General features: G+C 64.2%; 25 protein-coding genes and 1 riboswitch. Of the genes, 19 read left to right on the top strand and 6 right to left on the bottom strand.

Features of this window, described 5'->3' with window-relative positions:
• Positions 1–34: 34 nt before the first annotated feature.
• On the bottom strand, positions 35–1,276 hold the full coding sequence (locus tag IVA93_RS27230; RefSeq protein ID WP_085352688.1) for an MFS transporter: 1,242 nt from the start codon (positions 1,274–1,276) through the stop codon (positions 35–37).
• A gap of 245 nt (positions 1,277–1,521) precedes the next feature.
• Here IVA93_RS27230 and IVA93_RS27235 point away from each other — a divergent pair, with 245 nt between their 5' ends.
• The 9 genes from IVA93_RS27235 to IVA93_RS27275 all read left to right on the top strand — a co-directional run bounded on the left by IVA93_RS27235 (position 1,522) and on the right by IVA93_RS27275 (position 10,643).
• Entirely contained in the window at positions 1,522–2,280 is a 759-nt protein-coding gene (locus IVA93_RS27235) for an enoyl-CoA hydratase-related protein (protein WP_018456264.1), read from the top strand.
• Positions 2,281–2,480: 200 nt separating this feature from the next.
• A complete protein-coding gene (locus tag IVA93_RS27240) occupies positions 2,481–4,139 on the top strand; it encodes a bifunctional metallophosphatase/5'-nucleotidase (protein ID WP_018456263.1) in 1,659 nt (552 codons plus the stop codon).
• A 133-nt stretch (positions 4,140–4,272) separates the two neighbouring features.
• Positions 4,273–5,202, top strand: a complete 930-nt coding sequence (locus IVA93_RS27245; protein WP_018456262.1) for a histone deacetylase family protein — start codon at positions 4,273–4,275, stop codon at positions 5,200–5,202.
• Positions 5,203–5,275: 73 nt separating this feature from the next.
• Positions 5,276–5,527 carry an exodeoxyribonuclease VII small subunit gene (locus tag IVA93_RS27250; protein WP_007594646.1) on the top strand — a complete coding sequence of 84 codons (252 nt, stop codon included), beginning with the start codon at positions 5,276–5,278 and terminating at the stop codon, positions 5,525–5,527.
• Positions 5,528–5,749: 222 nt separating this feature from the next.
• Complete coding sequence (locus IVA93_RS27255) at positions 5,750–5,950, top strand: hypothetical protein (protein ID WP_085361378.1); 201 nt, start codon at positions 5,750–5,752, stop codon at positions 5,948–5,950.
• A gap of 175 nt (positions 5,951–6,125) precedes the next feature.
• Positions 6,126–8,054, top strand: a complete 1,929-nt coding sequence (gene dxs / locus IVA93_RS27260; protein ID WP_026233122.1) for a 1-deoxy-D-xylulose-5-phosphate synthase — start codon at positions 6,126–6,128, stop codon at positions 8,052–8,054.
• Between the two features lie 33 nt (positions 8,055–8,087).
• The gene (locus IVA93_RS27265) at positions 8,088–8,642 is read left to right on the top strand and encodes a nucleoside 2-deoxyribosyltransferase (protein WP_018456259.1); all 555 of its coding nucleotides are present in this window, start codon (positions 8,088–8,090) and stop codon (positions 8,640–8,642) included.
• Positions 8,643–8,668: 26 nt separating this feature from the next.
• The gene (locus IVA93_RS27270; protein WP_026233121.1) at positions 8,669–9,403 is read left to right on the top strand and encodes a TlyA family RNA methyltransferase; all 735 of its coding nucleotides are present in this window, start codon (positions 8,669–8,671) and stop codon (positions 9,401–9,403) included.
• Positions 9,396–10,643 carry a class I SAM-dependent RNA methyltransferase gene (locus IVA93_RS27275; protein WP_018456257.1) on the top strand — a complete coding sequence of 416 codons (1,248 nt, stop codon included), beginning with the start codon at positions 9,396–9,398 and terminating at the stop codon, positions 10,641–10,643. The genes IVA93_RS27270 and IVA93_RS27275 overlap by 8 nt, the downstream gene beginning before the upstream one ends.
• On the opposite strand, the gene IVA93_RS27280 is transcribed toward IVA93_RS27275, so the two are convergent.
• Positions 10,644–11,243 (bottom strand): hypothetical protein, encoded by a 600-nt coding sequence (locus IVA93_RS27280; RefSeq protein WP_018456256.1) that lies wholly within the window; start codon positions 11,241–11,243, stop codon positions 10,644–10,646.
• 167 nt (positions 11,244–11,410) lie between these two features.
• On the opposite strand from IVA93_RS27280, the gene IVA93_RS27285 reads away from it, so the two are divergent.
• The 3 genes from IVA93_RS27285 to IVA93_RS27295 all read left to right on the top strand — a co-directional run bounded on the left by IVA93_RS27285 (position 11,411) and on the right by IVA93_RS27295 (position 13,255).
• Positions 11,411–12,469: a class I SAM-dependent methyltransferase gene (locus tag IVA93_RS27285; protein WP_018456255.1), complete on the top strand. Its 1,059-nt coding sequence runs from the start codon at positions 11,411–11,413 to the stop codon at positions 12,467–12,469.
• Between the two features lie 268 nt (positions 12,470–12,737).
• A complete protein-coding gene (locus IVA93_RS27290) occupies positions 12,738–13,115 on the top strand; it encodes a hypothetical protein (RefSeq protein WP_018456254.1) in 378 nt (125 codons plus the stop codon).
• Positions 13,091–13,255 carry a hypothetical protein gene (locus tag IVA93_RS27295; RefSeq protein WP_018456253.1) on the top strand — a complete coding sequence of 55 codons (165 nt, stop codon included), beginning with the start codon at positions 13,091–13,093 and terminating at the stop codon, positions 13,253–13,255. The genes IVA93_RS27290 and IVA93_RS27295 overlap by 25 nt, the downstream gene beginning before the upstream one ends.
• Positions 13,256–13,259: 4 nt before the next feature.
• Here the strand turns inward: IVA93_RS27295 and IVA93_RS27300 are convergent, their stop codons facing one another.
• Both IVA93_RS27300 and IVA93_RS27305 read right to left on the bottom strand, forming a co-directional pair.
• Positions 13,260–13,892 (bottom strand): hypothetical protein, encoded by a 633-nt coding sequence (locus IVA93_RS27300; protein ID WP_018456252.1) that lies wholly within the window; start codon positions 13,890–13,892, stop codon positions 13,260–13,262.
• 175 nt (positions 13,893–14,067) lie between these two features.
• On the bottom strand, positions 14,068–14,952 hold the full coding sequence (locus tag IVA93_RS27305; RefSeq protein WP_018456251.1) for a DUF1194 domain-containing protein: 885 nt from the start codon (positions 14,950–14,952) through the stop codon (positions 14,068–14,070).
• Between the two features lie 286 nt (positions 14,953–15,238).
• A riboswitch (Fluoride riboswitch) is annotated at positions 15,239–15,316 on the top strand.
• A 126-nt stretch (positions 15,317–15,442) separates the two neighbouring features.
• On the opposite strand from IVA93_RS27305, the gene IVA93_RS27310 reads away from it, so the two are divergent.
• The 7 genes from IVA93_RS27310 (at position 15,443) to IVA93_RS27340 (ending at position 20,219) form a co-directional block, all read left to right on the top strand.
• Positions 15,443–16,651 carry an MFS transporter gene (locus tag IVA93_RS27310; protein WP_051112995.1) on the top strand — a complete coding sequence of 403 codons (1,209 nt, stop codon included), beginning with the start codon at positions 15,443–15,445 and terminating at the stop codon, positions 16,649–16,651.
• A gap of 7 nt (positions 16,652–16,658) precedes the next feature.
• Positions 16,659–17,057 (top strand): fluoride efflux transporter CrcB, encoded by a 399-nt coding sequence (gene crcB / locus IVA93_RS27315; protein ID WP_162847276.1) that lies wholly within the window; start codon positions 16,659–16,661, stop codon positions 17,055–17,057.
• 6 nt (positions 17,058–17,063) lie between these two features.
• On the top strand, positions 17,064–17,492 hold the full coding sequence (crcB, locus tag IVA93_RS27320) for a fluoride efflux transporter CrcB (RefSeq protein ID WP_018456248.1): 429 nt from the start codon (positions 17,064–17,066) through the stop codon (positions 17,490–17,492).
• Between the two features lie 2 nt (positions 17,493–17,494).
• On the top strand, positions 17,495–17,836 hold the full coding sequence (locus IVA93_RS27325; RefSeq protein ID WP_085384121.1) for a putative PII-like signaling protein: 342 nt from the start codon (positions 17,495–17,497) through the stop codon (positions 17,834–17,836).
• Positions 17,837–17,879: 43 nt separating this feature from the next.
• Positions 17,880–18,185 (top strand): ATP-dependent Clp protease adapter ClpS, encoded by a 306-nt coding sequence (gene clpS / locus IVA93_RS27330; RefSeq protein WP_007594672.1) that lies wholly within the window; start codon positions 17,880–17,882, stop codon positions 18,183–18,185.
• A 551-nt stretch (positions 18,186–18,736) separates the two neighbouring features.
• Positions 18,737–18,988 carry a hypothetical protein gene (locus tag IVA93_RS27335; protein ID WP_026233118.1) on the top strand — a complete coding sequence of 84 codons (252 nt, stop codon included), beginning with the start codon at positions 18,737–18,739 and terminating at the stop codon, positions 18,986–18,988.
• Between the two features lie 61 nt (positions 18,989–19,049).
• Positions 19,050–20,219 (top strand): sensor histidine kinase, encoded by a 1,170-nt coding sequence (locus IVA93_RS27340; protein WP_026233117.1) that lies wholly within the window; start codon positions 19,050–19,052, stop codon positions 20,217–20,219.
• Between the two features lie 44 nt (positions 20,220–20,263).
• On the opposite strand, the gene IVA93_RS27345 is transcribed toward IVA93_RS27340, so the two are convergent.
• Both IVA93_RS27345 and aroC read right to left on the bottom strand, forming a co-directional pair.
• On the bottom strand, positions 20,264–21,454 hold the full coding sequence (locus tag IVA93_RS27345; RefSeq protein ID WP_018456244.1) for an adenylate/guanylate cyclase domain-containing protein: 1,191 nt from the start codon (positions 21,452–21,454) through the stop codon (positions 20,264–20,266).
• An 80-nt stretch (positions 21,455–21,534) separates the two neighbouring features.
• A complete protein-coding gene (gene aroC, locus IVA93_RS27350; RefSeq protein WP_018456243.1) occupies positions 21,535–22,623 on the bottom strand; it encodes a chorismate synthase in 1,089 nt (362 codons plus the stop codon).
• Positions 22,624–22,635: the final 12 nt, after the last annotated feature.

Here is a 22,635-nt window from a genome sequence, read left to right on the forward strand (position 1 = left end):
CACGAATTCCGGATTGCGCTGCGCTCCATCCGGGCTACGAAGCCGCAAGCTTCGTACGTCGCCCCGGCCGCCATAGTACGACGCTCGCCGCCACCACGTCGAGCACCACGCACATCGCAAACGCGCTCGTGTAGTCGCCGGTTACGCTGCGCACGAGACCGACGATGCCGGGGCCGAAGGCGCTGACGATGCCGCTGATCGAGGTGCCCAGCCCCATCGCAGCGGCGAAGGCGCTCGCGCCGATCTCCCGCTGGATGATCAAGGGCGGAAACGTGATCATGTTGCCGATCGAGAAACCGTAGACGGCGCAGCACACGAGCAGCACGGTCGGATTCGTGCTTTGCAGAAGCACGAACAGCGCCGCCGCCTGGCTCGTCATCGATGCCGCGCAGGCGAGCCGCGGATCGAGCCGGTCCACGAACAGGCCGAGCGAGAGGCGCCCGACCACCGCCATCGCCGCCATGACGGTGACGGCAAGGCCCGCACTGGCGCGGCCGATCAGCGGTTCGAGGAACGTCACCTGATGGATGATGAATCCCATCTGCGCCAGCAGCGCGACCGCGATCGGCAGCACCATGGTCCAGAACGCCGCGTTGGCGAGCAGCGTCTTGCGTGAGTGAACCGAAGGCAAGGCAGTGCCGCCAGTGGATGAATTCCCACCCGACGTCGGCGGCATTTCGGTTCGCCACCCGGTGAAGATGACCACCACCGGCAGCACCAGCACCACCATCGCCAGCGTGGCCGCCAGCATCGCGGAACGAAAGCCGATGCTGCCGCTCAGCGACAGCAGCAGCGGCACGAGCACGATGCCCCCGCAGGTCGCGCCGTTGTAGGCGAGGCTGAGCGCGAGCCCGCGGCGCCGTTCGAACCAGGAGTTCAGCACGGTCGCGATCACCACCGTGCCCATGCCGGTCCAGCCGACCGACATCAGCGCATAAGCGAGATAGAGCTGCCACGGCGTCTGCAGCAGCGCCAGCAGCACCGTCGAAGCGCCGAGCGCCGACAGGCCGCACAGGATCAGCGACCGCAGCCCGATGCGGGCGAGCAGATCGTCGGTGAAGATGACGAGGACGGCAGTCAGGAGAAAGGAGAAGGTGCTGGCCGCGGAGACCAGCGTGCCCGGCCAGCCATGGGCGCGCTGCAGTTCCGCGAGATAGACGCCCTGACCGTACAGGCCGAAGCCGAACATGAAGAAAGCCATCAGGAAGCAGGCCAGCACGACGCGCCAGCCGCGATAGTGCAGCGAGGATTCGTCAACACGAGTGGCGGCAATCATCAATCGGGCAATCGGCCAAATGGAACGGCGCGAGGCGATCGTGCACCACAACCAGTGGTTTTTCAATCGAAAATGGCGGTTGATCATTGCAACGCGGAACACGGCGGCGAGCGTGATGCGCCCGTCTCGGGCGAATTCGGTCTCCAAAAGGTCGCGCTAGCGCATTGGCACGCCTGCAAGATGATGTAGGCTGACGTTTCGCGAGTCTAGCAATGTCAGTATCGCGGCGACCGCAGGGGCCCCTCATGCCGAATGGCAATATCGTCGTCAGCGAAGAGCGCGGAACGCGCGTGATCACCCTGCGCCGCCCGAGCAAGAAGAACGCGATCACGCAGGACATGTATCGGGAGATGAGCCGCGCGATCGACACCGCGCAGAACAATCCCGACATCCGCTGCATGATCATCACCGGGGGCTCCGGCGTGTTCACCGCCGGCGACGACATCGACGATTTCATGCACGCCGACACGTCGCGCCCCGAGACGCTGTCCGACGGCGCCAAGTTTCTCTATTCGCTAGCTCTCAACGCCAAGCCGGTGATCGCGGCCGTGGACGGCGCGTCGATCGGCATGGGCACCGTGATGCTGTTCCATTGCGACTATGTGCTGGCCTCGAACGCGGCGACCTTCTCCGCGCCCTACATCCATCTCGGGCTCGTGCCGGTCGGCGCGTCCAGCCTCTTGATGCCGAACACGATGGGCTACCAGCGCGCCTTCGCCATGCTGGTGATGGGACGGACTTTTACGGCCGCGGAAGCGCATGCCGCCGGCTTCGTCAACACCGTGGTCTCGCCGGGTCATACCGAGGTCGAGGCACGCAAGGTGGCGCGCGACATCTGCCGGCTTCCCGCCGAAGCGGTCGCGATCTCGCGCAAACTGCTCCGCGTCGCATCCGAGGAGCTCACCCGCCGCATCGATCAGGAGGCCCATCTGTTCGGCGAGCGGCTGAAGTCGGAAGAAGCCACCGCCGCGTTCAACGCGTTTATGAACAGGAAGAAGCGGTAGGCTGTCTTCCCTCTCCCATGGCGGGAGAGCCTGGCTCGCCGCAAAGCGGCGAGACGGGTGACGGGTTCTATCCGCGAGTCGAACTCACATTTGAATTTGCGGAGACCCCCCCTCATCCGGCGCTTCGCGACACCTTCTCGAGACGGGGAGAAGGAAGAAAGCTTCGTGAAATCTTCGTGCGGAACGACTAGTCTGGTTTCATGCAACATGTTCTCCGGCTGACCGTCTTCTCGCTCGCGCTCGCCGCCCTGCCCGCGTCCGCCCAAACCGCCGCACCCGTCGAGCTGCGCATCCTGGCGATCAACGATTTCCACGGCAATCTGCGCCCGCCGCCGGGCGGCATCCGGATCAGCGATCCCGAGGACAAGGCCAGGAAGGTGATGGTGGCGGCCGGCGGTGCCGAATACATGGCGACGCTGGTGAAGCAGCTGCGCGAGGGCCACAAGAACACGATCTTCGTCGCCGCCGGCGACCTGATCGGCGCGAGCCCGTTCCTGTCGGCGATGTTCCACGACGAACCTTCGATCGAGTCGCTCTCGATGATGGGGCTCGCGATCAGCTCGGTCGGCAATCACGAATTCGACGAAGGCAAGACCGAGCTCCTGCGGATGCAGAACGGGGGCTGTCATCCCGTCGACGGCTGTCAGGGGCCGCATTCCTTTACGGGCGCCAGATTCCGCTATCTAGCGGCGTCCACCATCGAGACGGCGACGGGCAAGAGCGTGCTGCCGCCTTACGAGATCAGGGAATTCGAAGGCATCCCCATCGCCTTCATCGGGCTGACCTTGAAGGACACCGCGGGCATCGTCTCGCCATCGGGCATCACCGGCCTCGAATTCCGCGACGAAGCCGAAACGGTGAACGCGCTGGTGCCGCAGCTGAAAGCGGGTGGGGTCGAGGCGATCGTAGTGCTGATCCACCAGGGCGGCGAGCCGGCCGGCGACTACAATGAATGCCCTGCTATCACGGGGCCGATCGTCGACATCGTGAAAAAAATCGATCGCGCCGTCGACCTCGTCGTCAGTGGCCACACCCATCGTGCTTATGTCTGCGATATTGACGGGCGGCTCGTCACCAGCGGCGACAAATACGGTACTCTGGTCACCGCGATCGACCTCAAGCTCGATCCGGCAACGCGCGACATCGTCAGCGCTAGGGCCGAGAACGTCCTCGTCGCCAATGCCTCGCTGCCTAGGGATCCCGAGCAGACCGCATTGATCGACGCTTACGACAGGCTTTCGGCGCCGATCGCCAATCGCCCGGCTGGATCGGTGACGCAGACGCTGTCACGCGTGCCGAACGAGGCCGGCGAAAGCCCGCTCGGTGACGTCATTGCGGACGCGCAGCTGGCCGCGACCAGGGACGCCAAGGACGGCAGCGCCGTCATCGCGCTCACCAATCCCGGCGGCATCCGCACCGACATCGTGCCAAAGGAGAACGGCGCGATCACCTTCGGCGACGTTTTCGCCAGCCAGCCGTTCCGCAACCGGCTCGTCACCATGACGCTCACGGGCAGCCAGCTCAAGGACATGCTGGAGCAGCAATGGCTCGATCCGAAGCGGCCGCGGATTCTCCAGGTCTCGAACGGGTTCAGTTACGCCTGGGATGCGGCGAAGCCATACGGCGAGCGCGTGATCAACGAGAAGATGACGCTCAATGGCAGGCTGATCGAAGCCGGAAGCGGCTACCGCGTCACCCTCAACGATTACCTCGCAGTCGGGGGCGACGGGTTTACGGTCGCCAAACAAGGCACGGGGCCGCAATATGGCGGCTACGACGCTGACGCGCTGTTCGCGTTCTTCCGGGCGCACGGACCGATCGGACCGCTGCCGCTGAGCCGCATCCTGCGCGTGAATTGATCCGGATCAAACAGGCCGCTCCGGGACACCCTTTGCCATTCCCGGGGGAACGCATAGATTGGGTTTTGCATTTGCGTTTTGGCGCCGGATGCGCCAAGCGACGTCGAGAGCCCGCATCCCATGAGGCCGACTGATGAGTACGCTTCTCCTCTCCCACAAGGCCTGCCTCGACCACGTCACGCCGCCGGGACACCCTGAAAGGCCGGACCGCCTGCGCGCGGTGGAGGAAGCGCTGTCGCATGAGCGCTTCCAGTTCCTGGTGCGCGACCAGGCGCCGGAGGGCGATCTCGACCTCGTCACGCTCTGCCACAACGAGCACTACGTCACGGAGCTGCGCCACATCGCGCCGACCAGCGGACAGGTCTATATCGATGGCGACACCTCGATGTCGCCTGGCACGTGGGAAGCGGTGATGCGCGGCGTCGGCGGCGCGGTCGCGGCGACCGAAGCGGTGATGGCGGGCGAGCATCGCAACGCCTTCGTCGCGGTGCGCCCGCCCGGCCACCACGCCGAGATCGGCAAGCCGATGGGTTTCTGCTTCTTCGACAACGTCGCCATCGCCGCGCGCCACGCGCAGCGTAAATACGGCATCAAGCGCGCGGCCATCGTCGATTTCGACGTGCATCACGGCAACGGCACGCAGGATATTTTCTGGTCGGACCCGACCGTGATGTACTGCTCGACGCACCAGATGCCGCTGTTTCCGGGCACCGGTGCCAAGAGCGAGCGCGGCGACCACGACACCATCGTCAACGCACCGCTCGCCTCCGAGGACGGCGGGCCGGAATTCCGCATCGCGTTCGAGAATCTGATCCTGCCGCAGCTCGAAAAATTCAGCCCGGAGCTGCTCGTCATCTCTGCCGGCTTCGACGCGCATTATCGCGATCCGCTGGCGTCGCTGAATTTGCGCGCGGAGGATTATGCCTGGGTGACGCGTAAGTTGATGGACCTCGCTGACAAGACCGCCGGAGGGCGCGTTGTTTCTGTGCTCGAGGGCGGCTACGACCTGCAAGGACTGAAAGAATCTGTTACGGCGCATGTCGGCGCCCTGATGGGCGCCTGACACACCCGCCACATTGCGCCCGCAAAACTTTGCTTTCTCCGACGTGAAGCGAATCGGGCAATCGGAAACTTATATGGCCGAAAATACCCAAATCGACATCTCCAGGCTGACCTTCGAACGCGCCATCGAGGAGCTCGAAACGATCGTGAAACGGCTCGAGGACGGCAAGGTGCCGCTCGAGGAATCCGTGACGATCTACGAGCGCGGCGAGGCCCTGAAGCGCCGCTGCGAGGAGTTGCTGCGCCAGGCCGAGGCGCGCGTCGACAAGATCACCACCGATGCCAGCGGCCAGGCGACCGGCACCGCGCCGCTCGACGTCCAGTAAGGGCCGCCTTCAAAGCCGCCTATCTCACGCAGCGCGCACCGGCAATTTTTCATGATCGCACGCCGCCGTCGGCGTTGCTGCTGCTTGATTCCAGGGAACCGGCGCTCCGGAGATTATGGAACCTCCCTCAGAGCGCCCCTCGTCCTCCTGAATCCGGCCTAAAAATAGCTTCCCCACGCGAAAAACCTTGCCGAGGAACCGGGCTAGCTTGGAACCCTTCCGATGGCGCCAGGATTAACCACTCTGGCCCGCGGGTTGCAGGTGCATGCCCGTAATCGGGCCCAGCGGGTTGGCTTTGGCCCAAGCTTTGGTGTAAAGCTGCGCGGAGTGTGGCTTTTTGTAAGCCTTGCGTGGGCACTGATTACCGACGACAAGCGCTTCAAACTGCTGATGAATTGGCTGGGATGGACGAAGCCGATCTAAGTGACAGGGATCACAGAGACTGAACCGGAGAGCACTTAAGCTCACCTAAGCTTGAAGACGGGGCTTTGCCCCATGCAGGTGGCTCCGACGGTTTAAGGACTCGCGCTGCGCCGATATTGAGCAAACCCATCGCGCGCCGGAACGATCTTCCGGCGCTGACAAATTGGAAATCGCCGTGAACGCATATAGTAAAACGCCGCTTCTCGACACCATCCGGACGCCGGACGACCTGCGCAAACTCAAGGTCGAGCAGGTTCGCCAGGTCGCCGACGAGCTGCGTCAGGAGACCATCGATGCCGTCTCGGTGACCGGCGGTCACTTCGGCGCAGGCCTTGGTGTGGTCGAGCTCACCACTGCAATCCATTACGTCTTCGACACCCCGCGCGACCGGCTGATCTGGGACGTCGGCCACCAGGCCTATCCGCACAAGATCCTCACCGGCCGGCGCGATCGCATCCGCACGCTGCGCACCGGCGGCGGCCTGTCCGGCTTCACCAAGCGCAGCGAGAGCGATTACGATCCGTTCGGCGCCGCGCATTCCTCGACCTCGATCTCCGCCGGCCTCGGCATGGCGGTCGCGCGCGACCTCTCCGGCGGCAAGAACAACGTTATCGCCGTCATCGGTGACGGCGCGATGTCGGCGGGCATGGCCTATGAGGCCATGAACAATGCGGGGGCGATGAACTCGCGCCTGATCGTCATCCTCAACGACAACGACATGTCGATCGCGCCGCCGGTCGGCGCGATGAGCGCCTATCTGTCGCGGCTCTACTCGGGCAAGACCTATCGCACGCTGCGCGATGTGGCCAAGCAGATCAACCAGCGCCTGCCCAAGATCCTCGCCAACCGAGCCAACCGCGTCGAGGAATATTCCCGCGGCTTCATGATGGATGGCGGCACGCTGTTCGAGGAGCTCGGCTTCTATTACGTGGGCCCGATCGACGGCCACAACCTCGACCATCTCCTGCCGGTGCTGAAGAACGTGCGCGACATGGAGACCGGCCCGATCCTGCTCCACGTCGTGACGCAGAAGGGCAAGGGCTACGGCCCGGCGGAAGCCTCCGCCGACAAGTACCACGCGGTCGTCAAGTTCGACGTCGCGACCGGCACCCAGGCCAAGTCCAAGCCGAACGCGCCGGCCTATCAGAACGTATTCGGCCAGAGCCTCGTCAAGGAAGCGGAGAAGGACGACAAGATCGTCGCCATCACCGCGGCCATGCCTTCCGGCACCGGCGTCGACATCTTCAACAAGGCGTTCCCGGACCGCACCTTCGACGTCGGCATCGCCGAGCAGCACGCAGTGACGTTCGCCGCCGGTCTCGCCACCGAGGGCTACAAGCCGTTCTGCGCGATCTACTCGACGTTCCTGCAGCGCGGCTACGACCAGATCGTGCATGACGTCGCGATCCAGAGCCTGCCGGTTCGCTTCGCCATCGACCGCGCCGGCCTCGTCGGCGCCGACGGCGCCACCCATGCCGGTTCGTTCGACAACGCCTATCTCGGTTGTCTGCCGAACATGGTGATCATGGCCGCGTCCGATGAAGCCGAGCTGGTGCACATGGTTGCAACCCAGGTCGCGATCAATGATCGTCCGAGCTCGCTGCGCTATCCGCGCGGCGAAGGCCGAGGCATCGAGATGCCCGAAGTCGGCATTCCGCTCGAGATCGGCAAGGGCCGCATCGTCCGCCAGGGCAGCAAGATCGCCCTGCTCTCCTTCGGCACGCGCCTCGCCGAATGCGAGAAGGCCGCCGACGAGCTTGCAGCCCACGGCCTTTCGACCACGATCGCTGATGCGCGCTTCATGAAACCGCTGGACACCGAGCTCGTGCTCAAGCTCGCGCGCGACCACGAGATCCTGATCACGATCGAGGAAGGCTCGGTCGGCGGTTTCGGCTCGCATGTCGCGCAATATCTGACCGATCAGGGCGCGCTCGACAGCGGCCTGGTGCGGTTCCGCACCATGGTGCTGCCCGACGTGTTCCAGGACCACGACACCCCGGCGGCGATGTACGGTCGTGCCGGTCTCGACGCCAAGGGCATCGTCGCCAAGGTGTTCGAGGCGCTCGGCAAGGACGTCAAGGCCGAGACGGTCAAGCTCGCCTGATAGCGAGCTTCGACCTTCCGCGAAGCAGCTGTGATGAAAATCTATCTGGCAGGCCCCGACGTGTTCCTGCCAGATGCGGTCGAGATCGGCCGGCACAAAGTCGCGGTCTGTGCCGCGCACGGCGTCACCGGCCTCTATCCCCTCGACAACGAAATCGACCTCGCCGCGCCCGACGCCTCGCGGCAGATCTTTTGCGGCAACGAGGCGATGATGGACGCGGCCGATGCGATCATCGCCAACCTCACGCCGTTCCGCGGCGCCGGCGCCGATCCCGGCACCGTCTACGAGCTCGGCTACATGGCCGGCCGCCGCAAGTTCTGCCTCGCCTATTCCAATGACGGTGCCGCCTATGCCGACCGTGTCAGTCGCTTCATGGACGTGACGTCCGAAGACGGACGGCTGGTCGACGCGCAGGGGCTGACGGTCGAGGATTTTGGCCTCGTCGACAATCTCATGATGATCCACGCGCTGGAGCTGCATGGCTGCCCGCTGGTGACGCCGGCGCAGATGCCGATCGACGTCTGGCACGATCTGGCCGCGTTCGAGGCTTGCGTCCGGATGGCGGCCGCGCGATTGATCGCTACATAAGCGCCTCAGGCGTCTTCGGAGAGATGATGTCCCCTGCCCGCAAGCGCGCGGATGTTCTGCTGGTCGAGCGCGGCCTGTTCGAGAGCCGGGCGCGGGCGCGCGCGGCGATCGAGGCCGGGCTCGTCACCGCCGACGACAAGCAGGTCGCAAAGCCGTCGGAGACCATCGCCGAGGACGCCGTGATCCAGGCCGAGCCCGCGCACCCCTACGTCTCCCGCGGCGGCGTCAAGCTCGCCGGCGCGCTGGAGCGCTACCCGATCGAGATCGAGGACCATGTCTGCCTCGACGTCGGCGCCTCCACCGGCGGATTCACCGAGGTACTGCTGGCGAATGGCGCGAGCCTCGTCTTTGCCCTCGATGTCGGCACCAGCCAGTTGCATCCCTCGCTGCGCGGTCACGCCAAGATCGTGTCGATGGAAGAGACCGACATCCGCGCCTATGACGGCAAGCGCCTGCCGGCGCGGCCCGATGTCGTCGTGATCGACGTCAGCTTCATCTCGCTCAAGACGGTGCTGCCCATCGCGCTGTCGCTGGCCGCCGCGCCGATGAGCCTGCTGGCGCTGATCAAGCCGCAATTCGAGGCGGACCGGAAGCACAACAAGAAGGGCATCGTCCGCGACGCCGCCGTGCACCGCGAGATCTGCGACGACATCGCCGCCTTTGCTGCCTCGCTCGGCTGCACCGATATCGAGGTGTTCCCGTCGACGATCACCGGCGGCGACGGCAACATCGAATTCTTCCTGGGCGCGCGCCGTGGTTGAGCGCGTGACGATCGATCACGTCGGCCATCGCGGCGACGGCGTCTCGCTCGACGCTGGCGATGCCATCTATGTGCCCTACACGCTCGGCGGCGAGACCGTCGAAGTCGATCATGTCGTCGGTAATCATCCCGACCGCCGCAAGCTGCTGGTAGTGGACGTCGCCAGTCCCGAGCGCGTCGCGCCGTTCTGTCCGCATTTCGGCGTCTGCGGCGGCTGCGCGATCCAGCACTGGGCGACTGAACCGTATCACGCCTGGAAGCGCGGCATCGTGGTCGAGACCCTGGCCCAGGCCGGCATCGACTGCGAGGTGACGCCGCTGGTCGACGCTCACGGCGCGGGGCGCAGGCGCATCACGCTGCACGGCCGGTTCGGCACCCATGACATCCTCAAGGTCGGCTTTTCGGCTGCCAGCGCGCACGACGTCATCCCGATTGATCGCTGCCCGATCCTCGATCCCGGGCTCGAGGGTGCACTCGATGCCGGTTGGGCGCTCGCCGAGCTGCTGACGTCCAAAATGCCGGTGACGAAACCGCTGGACATCCAGGTCACCGCGACCGCCAACGGTCTCGATGTCGACGTGCGCGGCTCCGGCCCGCTGCCCACGTCGCTCGTGACGGCGCTGTCGCGCGTCGCCGAGCAGCACCGCCTGGCGCGGCTGACACGGCACGGCGAACTGGTGCTGCAACGCCTGCCACCGACCCTGCAGATGGGCCGCGCCGAGGTGACGCTGCCGCCGGGCTCATTCCTGCAGGCGACCGTCGCCGGCGAAGAGACGCTCGCGTCGCTGGTCGCCGAGCGCATCGGCAAGGCGAAGAACGTTCTCGATCTCTTCTGCGGCGTTGGTCCGTTCGCGTTGCGACTCGCCGAGAAGGCCCGCGTCACTGCCCATGACAACGACGCCGGCGCCATTACGGCGCTCGCAAAGGCCGCGCGCACGCCGGGTCTCAAGCCGATCAAGGCCGAGCCGCGCGATCTGTTTCGCCGTCCCCTGGTGGCACCGGAGCTGCGCGATTTCGACGCCATCGTGTTCGACCCGCCGCGCCAGGGCGCGCAGGCGCAGGCCTTGAAGCTCGCCGCGAGCAAGGTGCCTGTGGTGGTCGCGGTCTCCTGCAACGTCGCGACCTTTGCCCGCGACGCGCGGCTGCTGATCGATGGCGGGTACAAGATCGACGTAGTCGTGCCGGTGGATCAGTTCCGCCACACGCCGCATGTCGAGCTCGTTGCGAAGTTCACGCGCTAGTTAGCGTCGAAGGCCACTCAACGCCGGCGACTCGCCGGGCAGCATGTTCGATCTGAGATCGCTGTCCATGCGGCCCGAGTCCTGCTGGGTGAACCCGGCCCCAAACGACAGGCTGAGGTTGGAGGTCGGCTTGAACTCGACACCCGCAAATGCGCCGTAGCCGGGCGAGGCGCTGGAGGTGAGCGGCGCAAGCGAGCTGCCAATGCCGCCGCCGTATTTCAGGGTGTCGAACCCGGCAAAGAACGTGACGGGCATGCCGCCCGCGGTCTTGGTGTTGTAGCCGAACTGCGTGCTGTCGTAGGAGAGCGCGCTGAAATTGCCGCTCAGTCCGGCCGGGCTGAGGCCGCTCCAATTGAGATTGCCATGCTGGCTGCCGACAAAGAAGCCGTTCGAATTGCTGCGGCCGCTTGCGTCGCCGCCATTGAAGCTCGGGAAAATGCCGTAGCTATCGGCGCTCTGGCCGGCAACACCGCCGAATCCAAAAGGTCCGCCGGGGATCCAATATTGCAGGGGTGCGGCTTGCGCATGAGCCGGCGCTTCGCCGAGGCAGAGCAGGGCAAGAAAAACCGCGAGACCGCAAGAGGGTGTAAGCCTGAACATTCAAATAACCGTCGAAAAGCTTGCGAATTATACCCACCAGACATCATGAATGCCAGCATAGCGACACCATTCTTCCCTGAGTTCCGGGATCACGTTTTTCTGCCAATTTGAACTTCCCCCATGCCAGATTGACCCACCTAAGGGGGCGCGTCAGCACGGAGGCTGTCATGGAGGTCAATTCCGACAAGTTGAATGCCTTTATGGGCAAGATGGTCACCGAATTCGGGGCGGCGATGAATGCGTCGCTGGTCCTGCTCGGGGACAAGCTCGGTCTCTACCGTACCCTTGCCGCCAAGGGACCGATGAACTCGTCCGAGCTCGCAAGCGCCACCGGGACGGCGGAGCGCTACGTCCGCGAATGGCTCGCGAGTCAGGCGGCGTCCGGCTACATCGAATACGATTCCGCTTCGGCAAAATTCTCGATGCTACCGGAGCAGGCGATGGCGCTTGCCGATGAGGACAGTCCGGTGTTCCTCGGCGCGTTCGGCAATGTCATTGCCTCGGCGTTTCTCGACGAGCCGAAGATCTCGGACGCATTCAAATCCGGCAAGGGCGTCGGCTGGAACCGGCGCAGCGAGTGCCTGTTCTGCGGCACCGCCCGCTTCTTCCGGACCGGGTACATGCATCATCTGGTGCAGGAATGGTTGCCCGCGCTCGACGGCGTCGTGGACAAGCTGAAGCGCGGCGCCAAGGTCGCCGATGTCGGCTGCGGGCACGGCGTCTCGACACGGCTGATGGCGGAAGCCTTCCCGAACTCCCGCTTCTACGGCTTCGACTATCACGAGGGTTCGATCGAGGCCGCGCGAAAGGCGGCCACCGAAGCCGGATTGGGCGACCGGGTCAGCTTCGCTGTTCATTCCGCCAAGACCTATCCGGCCGAGGGCTATGATCTCGTCTGCTTCTTCGATTGCCTGCATGACATGGGCGATCCCGTCGGCGCCATCGGCCACGTGCGCGAGACCATGGCAAAGGACGGCACCTGCATGCTGGTCGAGCCGTTCGCAGGCGACCGCCTCGAGGACAATCTCAACCCGGTCGGGCGGGTCTATTATGCGGCGTCGACCATGATCTGCACGCCGGCCTCGCTCGACCAGGAGGTGGGCCTCGCACTGGGCGCGCAAGCGGGCGAGGCAAGGCTGCGCAAGGTCGCGCGAGAGGGCGGACTGACGCGCTTCCGCCGCGCCGCTGAAACGCCCTTCAATCTGATTCTGGAGGCGCGGATCTGATCTTCCGATTCCGGCGCGTGGCCGCGGCATATGCCATGCCGATGCTGCAGCCACGCCCGGCGCCGACACCCTCCCTCGCTCGCGCTGCAACGTAAGCTGGCGATCGGACAAGGCGACGCGAGTCCGTCATGACGGGAGGACGACGAAGCCGCTCTCCATGAATTTGCGATGGCGCTGAATGGGGGCCGTGGATCATCGGAGGTGCCTGGCTGTCCGTTGGCGGACAAAGGGTCGATCTGCTCTATCGCAACGCCGACGCTGTGTCGTCATGGAATCCTGTCGGGCCGGCATCATCACCATGGACTACCAGCCCGGCCATCCACACGGCTTCTGCTCGGCGATCTGGATGGGCGAGATCGCCTATTGCCAACCACTGCGCGATCCGCAAGACCTGATCAACCGGTTGAAATCGATCGCGCTGCCCTACCTGCAACCGTTGCGGGATGCCCTGATCCGGCGCTTCCAGTGGGAAATCCTCTTCGGCATCGAGAATGCGGAGCTTGCGGCCGCACGTAACGAGCAGACCCATATCGCCGGATGCGTCTACCGGTCGCTGGCCTGCGTTGCGCAGATCGTGTTCGCACTGAACGAGCGCTATCTCATCAACGAGAAGGGTGCGCTATGGAAGCAGCGCGGTTACCGCTGACAATTCCGCATCTGGACGAGCAGGCGACGGAGATCTGGCGACTGATCGGCAATGGCGCTTTGGCGACCGCCTGCGACGTCTTGCGTCAGATCGACCGGCAATTGAAGGCGCTGACGCGGTCCAGCGAGCAGCAGCCGTGATCTGCTACGCCGTCCTGTCCACCGAGGACGATGTATCCGACGGCGGATATTTGGTCACGGGCACCACGAAGGACTTGTTGCGGACCTGGTAGATGATCTTGCCATTCTGCCCGTCGTCGGTCGCAATCTGCGCCTGGCCGAACATGATGACGTTCTTGTAGACGGTGCCGGTGCCCTGACGGGTGACGCCATCTGTGGTGACGCTGACCTGCGCTTCGTTGCCGTTGACAGCGAGCACCCTGAAGCTCGCGCTCTTGCCATTGTCACTGGAATAGCCGCCCCAGCTTCCCATCAGGCGGCTGTCGGAGGCCGGCGGCGCCTGCTTCTCGAGAGTCGCGGTCTGCTTGCCCGCGCCTGCAGATGACAACAGCACCAGACTCTTGCCGTCCTTGGTGCCGACCGTGACCGTGCCGAAGGTGAGAAGCGAACCGGCGACCTCGCCAAAGCCGCGCTCGGTGCGCCCGTTATGGGTGTACTCGACTTGCGCCCGGGCCCCGCGGATGTTCACGACCTTGAAGCTGACGGGCTGGTTGTTGCCAGCCCAATTGCCCTTCCACTCACCGAGCAGGGAGCTCTGGTGATACACTCGCTCGAGAGCGGGAGAAATCTGGCTGGTGCTCGAGGTGACGATGGCCATTGGGTTGCTCGGCGGATGTGTCTGACAGGCCCGCTTCTTTCGCGCCCCGACAGCAACGTCAGAACCTTATCCGGAAACAAATGAAAGCAGCCGATTAGGGCCACGCAACGGTAAACGCATGGTTAAAATTCCATCGCCGGCAAATAGGGCAAAAGGTCTCGTCCGGTGGCCGCGCTCAGCGACCCCAGCGGTCCGACCAGATCTTCTCGCCGATCATGCAGTTCACACGCGGCTCCTTGTCCTTCTCCGCAACCCGCATCACGGGACGCTCCGGCATACGGCCCGCAACCTCCATCAAGAGCTTGGTGCGGATGGCTTCCTTGAACTTATCGCGGTCCTTGATCGTGATGACGAAGGAACCGGGGCCGCCGATGACGCAATCCTCATAGTAGAAATCGAGATTGTCGATATCCATAGTAGAGTAGGAGGGTTCCTTGACCATGATCGGCAGGCCGTTGATGACGATACCCTTCTCGATCGCTGCGTCGCGCGCAATCGTGACCGGAGTGCCATTGTTGTTGGGACCGTCGCCGGAAATGTCGATCACGCGGCGCAAGCCCCGATAGGGATCCTCGTCGAACAGCGGCATCGCGAAACTGATCGCGCCGGAGATCGAGGTGCGCGAGGCACGCCGGATCGGCGTCTTCAGGATTTCGGCGGCGACGGCATCGGCGGTCTCCGGTCCGTCGACCAGCCGCCACGGAATGATGATCTTCTGGTCGGTCGAAGCGGCCCACTCGAAATAGGTCACCGCGATCCGGCCGTTCGGGCCCAGCTTCAGCGCCTGCAGGAATTCCTTCGACTGGATCGCCTGCGCATAGCCTTCACGCTGGACCGCGAGCTCGTCCATGTCCATGGAGTAGGAGACGTCGACGGCGAGGATCAGTTCGACATCGACCGTCTGCGCGTCTCTGTCGGCTGCTTGCCGCTGCGGCTGATTTTTGAGTAGCGCCAGTCTGGGCGACTCAAACTTGGGTCCTGGTGCCGCGATGCCCGCGACGTCCCCTCCGGCGAACATGCCGGTCACCAGCACAGCCCCGATCGAGAACAGCAAGCGCATCGCAGCCTCCCGTCGTATGACCTGATGGTGACATGCAATCGCCTTGCCGCAAAGTCCGAAGATCGCTCGCGCTTCACATTCCGGTTAGGCATTTGCCAGTTAGGCATTTGCAGGCGGAATTGCGAAGCAGTACGCAAAGCGGCCGCGATGTTGCCGCGCTCGCGCCGCTGGACTGCGCGATCGCTGGCGCCGGCATGCCGTCATGTGCGGTCCGCTCCCGGACTGACGGGCCACTGGACAGCGCACCTCGCCCACTTGTCCGGCGCGATTTCCATGTTAGGCTGGCCGGACAGATGGGGATGGAGTCCCCCGACAACCGCCCGGCGGCCTGTGACCGTAGTGGGCTGATGACTCCTGCTTGAGGAGAGGCAATTTCTAGGCCTCTGCCTTCGGCGGGAGCATGGACAAACCCGCCGCCGGCGGGTTTTTTGTTGCCTGGATGAAGGCCGAGGAGAGGTCAAGCAGAGGCCGAGGAGAAGTCCTGGACGTGATGACGACAACACCGAATGCTGCGCGTGCGGGGCTGCCCAGGGGGATCTGGGTGCTCGGTTTCGTCTCGATGCTGATGGACGTCTCTTCCGAGATGATCCACGCGCTGCTGCCGGTCTATCTCGTCACCGTGCTCGGCGCCTCCACGCTCACCGTCGGCTTCATCGAGGGCATTGCCGAGGCGACCGCCTCGATCACGAAGATCTTCTCCGGCGCGTTGTCCGACTGGCTCGGTCGGCGCAAATTGCTCGCTGCGCTCGGCTACGGGCTGGCCGCGCTGACAAAACCGCTGTTCCCGCTTGCCCCCAGCGTCGAATGGCTGGTTGCCGCGCGCTTCATCGATCGCGTCGGCAAGGGCATTCGCGGCGCGCCGCGCGATGCGCTGATCGCCGATATAGCACCTATCGGTCTGCGCGGCGCGAGCTTCGGCCTGCGGCAGTCGCTCGACACCATCGGTGCGTTCGTCGGGCCGCTGATGGCGATCGGCCTGATGTGGTGGACGGCGGACAATTTTACGATGGTGTTCTGGGTGGCCGTGCTGCCGGGCTTCCTGTCGTTCGGACTGATCGCGTTCGCGGTGAGCGAGCCGGAGCCGGACCCCGGCCGGGAGCCGTCAAGGAATCCGCTGAATACCGCTGCGATGCGCCAGCTCGGGTCCGTGTACTGGCGCGTGGTCGCGGTTGGCGTCGTGTTCACGCTGGCACGTTTCAGCGAGGCCTTCCTGATCCTGCGTGCGCAGAATATCGGGCTCAATGCGATGTGGGTGCCGGCCGTGCTGGTGCTGATGAACATCGTCTATGCGTTGTCGGCCTATCCGGCCGGCGCGCTCTCGGACCGGATCAACCGCACCGGCCTGCTCGCGCTCGGCCTCGTCTTCCTCGCCGGCGCCGATCTCGCGCTCGCGCTGCTGCCAAACCTTGGCGGCCTCGCCCTCGGCGTCGTGCTGTGGGGACTGCATATGGGATTGACGCAAGGCCTGCTCTCGGCCCTCGTCGCCGACGCAGCGCCACCGAGCTTGCGCGGCACCGCGTTCGGCTATTTCAACCTGTTCACCGGCCTTGCCTTGCTGGCCGCAAGCGTGATCGCCGGCGCCTTGTGGGATGCCTATGGTCCGGCCGGCACGTTCCTGGCGGGGCTCGGCTTCGCGCTGGTCGCGCTCATGGGACTATTTGCCGTCGGCAACGGGCTGGCAACGGAGGAGAAACGATGACGGGGGGCTGTTCGCCGTGCTGAGCGGAGTGCTTGCGATTATGATCGGCAGCGTGCTGGGCGGCTGTGCGCGCTATTTCATCTCCGGCGCGATCGCGCGGCGGCTGGGCGAGACGTTTCCGTGGGGCACCGTGACCGTCAACGTCACCGGCGCCTTCCTGATCGGCATTTTTGGCGCATTGGCGACCCATCCCGGCTCGGTCTTCGCCGCGCCCGATCCATGGCTGTTCGCGGTCACCGGCTTTCTTGGCTGCTACACCACGGTGTCCTCGTTCAGCCTGCAAACGCTGACGCTGGCGCGCAACGGCGAGGCGATGCACGCGCTCGGGAATCTCGCGGTCTCGGTCGTGCTCTGCCTCGCGGCCGTCAGTTGCGGCTTCCTCCTCGCGGACACTCTGGGAGGCTAGAGGCAGATGAAGTCCCCCTCCTCTGCCGATCGCTGGCGCACCGCGACGCTCTATGCCTGGATTGCCGCCGGCAGCATGGTCGGCGGGCTAACGCGCTATCTGGTCGGGCTCGCGCTCGACACCGGCTCCGGCTTCCCGGTCGCGACGCTGTTCATCAACGCCACCGGCTCACTAATCATCGGCTTCTACGCGACGCTGACCGGGCCCGACGGCCGCCTGCTGGCGCGGCCCGAGCACCGGCAGTTCGTCATGACCGGGTTCTGCGGCGGCTACACGACCTTTTCAACCTTCAGCCTGGAGACCTTCCGCCTGTTCCACGGCGGCATGAAATATACGGCGCTCGCCTATATCGCGGCATCCGTCATCTGCTGGCTGGTGTCGGTATGGGCAGGCCATATGATAGCCAGCGGCACCAACCGCTTGCGAAGGAGCTGACCATGCAAATCCTTAATCAGGCAGTTTCGCTCCGGATCTTCCTTGGCGAGAACGACCAATTCGACGGCAAGCCGCTCTATGAAGCGATCGTGATGACGGCGCGCGAGCGGCATCTGGCCGGCGCCACCGTGCTGCGCGGCCCGATGGGCTTCGGCAAGTCCAGCCGGCTCCACACTTCCAAGATTCTGCGGCTCTCGGAAGACTTGCCGTTGCTGATCGAGATCGTCGACAGCGAGGACAACATCAATGCATTCCTGCCCATCCTGGATGGCATGATGTCGAGCGGCCTGATCACCTTGGAGAAGGTGCAGGTCCTGCAATATGGTGAGAAGGCCGCGCGCTGAGCGCGCCGGCAGGAACCCGAGCCCGCCATATCCGGGAGGCGGAATGAACGATACCGTTGCCAAACCGAAAACCAGGACGAAGACCAAGGTCGAGCGGCCGAAGCTGCATAAGGTCATCCTGATCAACGACGACTTTACGCCCCGCGAATTCGTCACGATGATCCTCAAGGCCGAGTTCCGCATGACCGAGGATCAGGCCTACAAGGTGATGATCACCGCCCACAAGCTCGGCGCCTGCGTGGTCGCGGTCTTCACCAAGGACGTCGCCGAGACCAAGGCTACCCGCGCAACGGATGCCGGCCGCACCAAGGGCTATCCCCTGCTGTTCACCACGGAGCCGGAGGAATAGTGCACCGGTCCGGCTTTGGTGCTTTTGCGCCCGCTTTCGATTTCGGCGCCGAATCTGCTCTGCCGAATAGTGTATCTATTGGCTGTCAACAGGCGCATGCTGAGCCATCACCGGCTCATCACGGCATCCATCGGTGACTGAGAGAGTCTTTGCGCTCCCGCCCAATGCGGAGCGTCCTATGCAAGACACCACCAAGCGCACCATCCCTCTGAGCAATCGCATTGCCCAATTGGCAGCCGAGGCTCGCCGTCGCGCAGAGATTGCCCCGCCCGGCGTTCAGCGGGAATCGCTGCTCAAGGCGGCGCGATTGAGTGAAACGGCCTCGCACATTCATGATTGGATAAGCCTGCCTGGCCCCAAAACCCCGAGGTAATGGCAAGCAAACCTTGTCGACCGCCTGTTCACGTCGAGCGACGATCCGGGCCAAGGGCGGCATCCGCCTTCAAATCGCACTTCAAATATAAGTTGTATGAAATGAACTATATTTCATCTTGGTTGTTATAACAGCGTCCCCAAACGAAACGGGGCGGTCAACAGCCAAAGCAGCCCAAATGATGAAATCTCTTGTCGCGTTCGCGATGTTCGCGCTCCTCGGAGTGTCCGTAATGGTGCTGCCCGGTTTTGCTCCGCAAGTAAAAGCGCGCGAAACCGTTGCTTTGGCGAAGGCGGACCGGCTGGCGAGCCTTCCGGTGGCGCGGAATTGCCTGGGCCAGGTCTGGCCGGACTTCGAAGCATCGTGTCTGCGCCGGGGTGAATCCGATGTCAGGGTTCATGAAGCTCGTTTGGTGACGGCTCGCCGCTAGACCAACCATCGCAAAGCGCCGGCCGAGCTTGTCGGATGATCCAGGAAAGTGTCGTGCACAGATGTCAACGCCCCCAACCTCCTTGCCGAACGTTCTCGTCGTCGAAGACGAGATGATCCTGCGCATGCGCGCGGTCGATATCGTAGAGGATGCAGGCTTCTGCCCTGTGGAGGCCGTCAACGCCGACGAAGCCATCTCGATCCTCGAGTCGCGGTCGGACATCTCGCTTCTGTTCAGCGACATCCAGATGCCCGGGACCATGGACGGCCTGAAGCTGGCCCACGCGGTGCACGATCGCTGGCCTGCCATCAAGATCGTACTGGTCTCCGGTCAGGTAAAGCCGTCTGAAACCGAAACGCCGGCGGACAGCCGCTTCTTTCGCAAGCCGCTCGCCGTCGACGAAATGATCTCGCAGTTGCAGACGATGATCGGAGCGGGCGCGCTAAAAATCCTTCCGACCACAACGACGGATCCCGGGGAAAACCTTGGGGTTGCTCGATCGCCACAGGAATCGGTTCTGGTGGCGGAGAACGACAATCTGCGCCTGTTGCTGGAACAGGCCGACACCGACGCCAAGGTCCTGCTCGCTCAAGCCGGCATCGAAGCCCACGAACGCGAGGCGGCCGACAAGTTGCAAAAGCTCATCCTCGGAGAGCTGCATCATCGCATCAAGAATACGCTTGCGACGGTGAGCGCAATCGCAGCCCAGAGCTTCCGGGCCGCAATCAATCTCGAGCAAGGCCAAAAAGCCATGGATGGCCGCTTGCTGGCGTTGGGGCGCGCCCACGACCTGTTGATACAGGTCAGCTGGTCCAATGCGAGCCTCACTCATACCCTGAGCGGCGCCACCGATCCCTATGACGGTCAGGGAGGTCGACGATTCCATTTCAATGGGCCGGATCTCCGGATCACATCCGGTGCCGTGATAGCGCTCGCGATGACGTTCAACGAGCTCTGCACCAACACGACGAAGTTCGGCGCACTGTCCAGTTCCTCCGGACATGTCGAGATCGCATGGACGGTGGACGAGATCGAGCAAAGGCTGCGCCTGAAGTGGAGCGAAAGCGGCGGCCCCGTGGTGGCGCCGCCGACACGACGGAGCTACGGCACCCGGATGATCGAGTCGCTCGGCCAGCAACTGAACGGACAGGTGCGGCTGGCCTACGAACCGTCCGGATTTGTCTATCAGCTGGATGTACCGCTGAAGTCGGTGATGGCGTCGAACGCCTGAATTCTGCTCACCAGGCTGACGGCGGCGGACATCCGAGGATGACCTCAGGCCATCACCACCGGCGTCTCCTCCGTCAGCCCGTACACGCGCTGCGCCTTGGAAAAGCCCGCGATCGGGAATTCGCCGAGCTCGTGCCAGTCGTGGCGGCAGACATTGGCGAAGCCTTCTGAGGCCACGACGGTCCGCCCCAGGCGACCCGTGATCTTCTCCAGCCGCGCAGCAAGATTGACCGCGGGGCCAATGCAGGTGAAGTCGAGGCGGTTGCCGCCGCCAATATTGCCGTAGAGGATGTTGCCGACGTGGAGCGCCACGCCGAAGCGGAAGCGCTCGACGACGTCGCCGACAGGATACGCGAGCGCCTCGACACTGGCGCGAGATTCGCGCGCTGCCTCCAGCACCCGCGTGCAGACATGCGCGGCATCGCCGACATATTCGTCGATCGGGAATACCGCGAGCAGGCCGTCGCCCATGAATTTCAGCACCTCGCCGCCATGGCCGCGGATCGCGGCAACCTGGCAGTCGAAATAATGGTTGAGGATCTCGACCACGGTCTCGGCCGGCAGCCGGTCCGACAGTGCCGTGAAGCCGCGCAGATCGGAGAGCCAGATCGCAGCCTGCATGGTGTCGTTGTGGCCGCGGCGGATCTGACCGCCAAGGATGCGCGCGCCGGCACGATTGCCGACATAGGTGTCGAGCAGCATCTCGGCGGTGCGGCGCAGGCTGATGATCTCGGTGATGCGCGCGAGCGGCTTGACGATGGTGTGAATCGCCGCGATGTGTTCATCGGTGAAGCCGCCTGGATGGCGCGTTGTCCAGCTCGTCGCGTGGACCGAGCCGTCGAGAAACTGCATTGGCGTCGCGACGTAGTCGGTTACGCCTTCGGCACGCATATCGTCGAAAAAAGGGAAATGCTTGCTGCCGGGATCGTCCATGCGTCCCCGCACCTCAAGTCCCTGCTCGAACACGACCCGCAGCGGACTTCTGGCGAATTCCGGCGTCTCCAGGATCTCGAAATCGACCGTGCCGATCTCGACCTCCTCGCCTTCCCGCCAGATGAAGTTGCGACCGAAAATTTCGGGATGCAGCGTGCGGATGAAGATGCCGAACCGCCATAGCGGCAGACCGGCTGCAACCATCCGTTCGCAGGCTTCGGCCGTCATCTCGGCCGGGGCCTTCGACGACCAGGCGCCGTCGATCAGCCAGTTGGTGATACGTTGGAGCTCGGAGCTTTCCATGCGCGCATTTGCGGACGAAGTTGTGGGATCGTCAAGCTGCGCGGTGGACTAGTGGCGCGATACAAGCGCCCTGCGGAACGCTAGCGCCCGACCTGGCCGCGGTCGCGCAGGAAATGATCCGCCAACACGCAGGCCATCATGGCTTCGCCGACGGGGACGGCGCGGATGCCGACGCAGGGATCGTGGCGGCCCTTGGTCATGATCTCGGTGTCGGCGCCGTTGCGATCGACGGTGAGACGCGGCTGCAGGATCGACGAGGTCGGCTTGACGGCGAAACGCACCACCACCGGCTGCCCCGTGGAGATGCCGCCCAGCACGCCACCAGCGTGGTTGGACAGAAAACGCGTGCCGTCATTGCCCGTGCGCATCTCGTCGGCATTCTCTTCCCCGGTGAGTTCGGCCGCGCCGAAGCCGGCGCCGATCTCGACGCCCTTCACCGCATTGATGCTCATCATTGCGGCGGCGAGCTCGGCATCGAGCTTGGCGTAGATCGGGGCGCCAAGGCCAGCCGGCACACCTTCGGCGACGACCTCGATCACCGCGCCGATCGAGGAGCCGCTCTTGCGGATGCCGTCGAGATAGGTCTCGAAGAACGCGGCCTTGTCCTTGTCCGGACAGAAGAACGGGTTTTTCGCGATCTCGTCCCAGTCCCATTTCGCGCGGTCGATCTTGTGTGGCCCCATCTGCACCAGCGCGCCGCGCACCTTCACATCGGGCAGCACCTTTCGAGCGATCGCGCCGGCGGCGACGCGCGTCGCGGTCTCGCGCGCCGAGGAGCGGCCGCCGCCGCGATAGTCGCGCAGGCCGTACTTCGCTTCATAGGTAAAGTCAGCGTGGCCAGGCCGAAACTTGTCCTTGATCTCGGAATAGTCTTTTGAGCGCTGGTCGGTGTTCTCGATCAGGAGCCCGATCGGCGTGCCCGTCGTCACCTGCACGCCGGTCTCCGGATGCGCCATCACGCCGGAGAGGATCTTGACCTGGTCCGGCTCCTGACGCTGGGTCGTGAAGCGCGACTGGCCGGGTCGGCGGCGATCAAGATCACCCTGGATGTCGGCCTCGACGAGCGGGATCATGGGCGGGCAGCCGTCGACCACGCAGCCGATCGCCACCCCATGGCTCTCGCCGAAGGTCGTGACGCGGAACATGTGGCCGAAGGTGTTGAAGGACATCCGTATCTAGCT

The sequence above is a fragment of the Bradyrhizobium sp. 155 genome, assembly GCF_023101105.1.
GTDB classification, from domain to species: domain Bacteria; phylum Pseudomonadota; class Alphaproteobacteria; order Rhizobiales; family Xanthobacteraceae; genus Bradyrhizobium; species Bradyrhizobium canariense_D.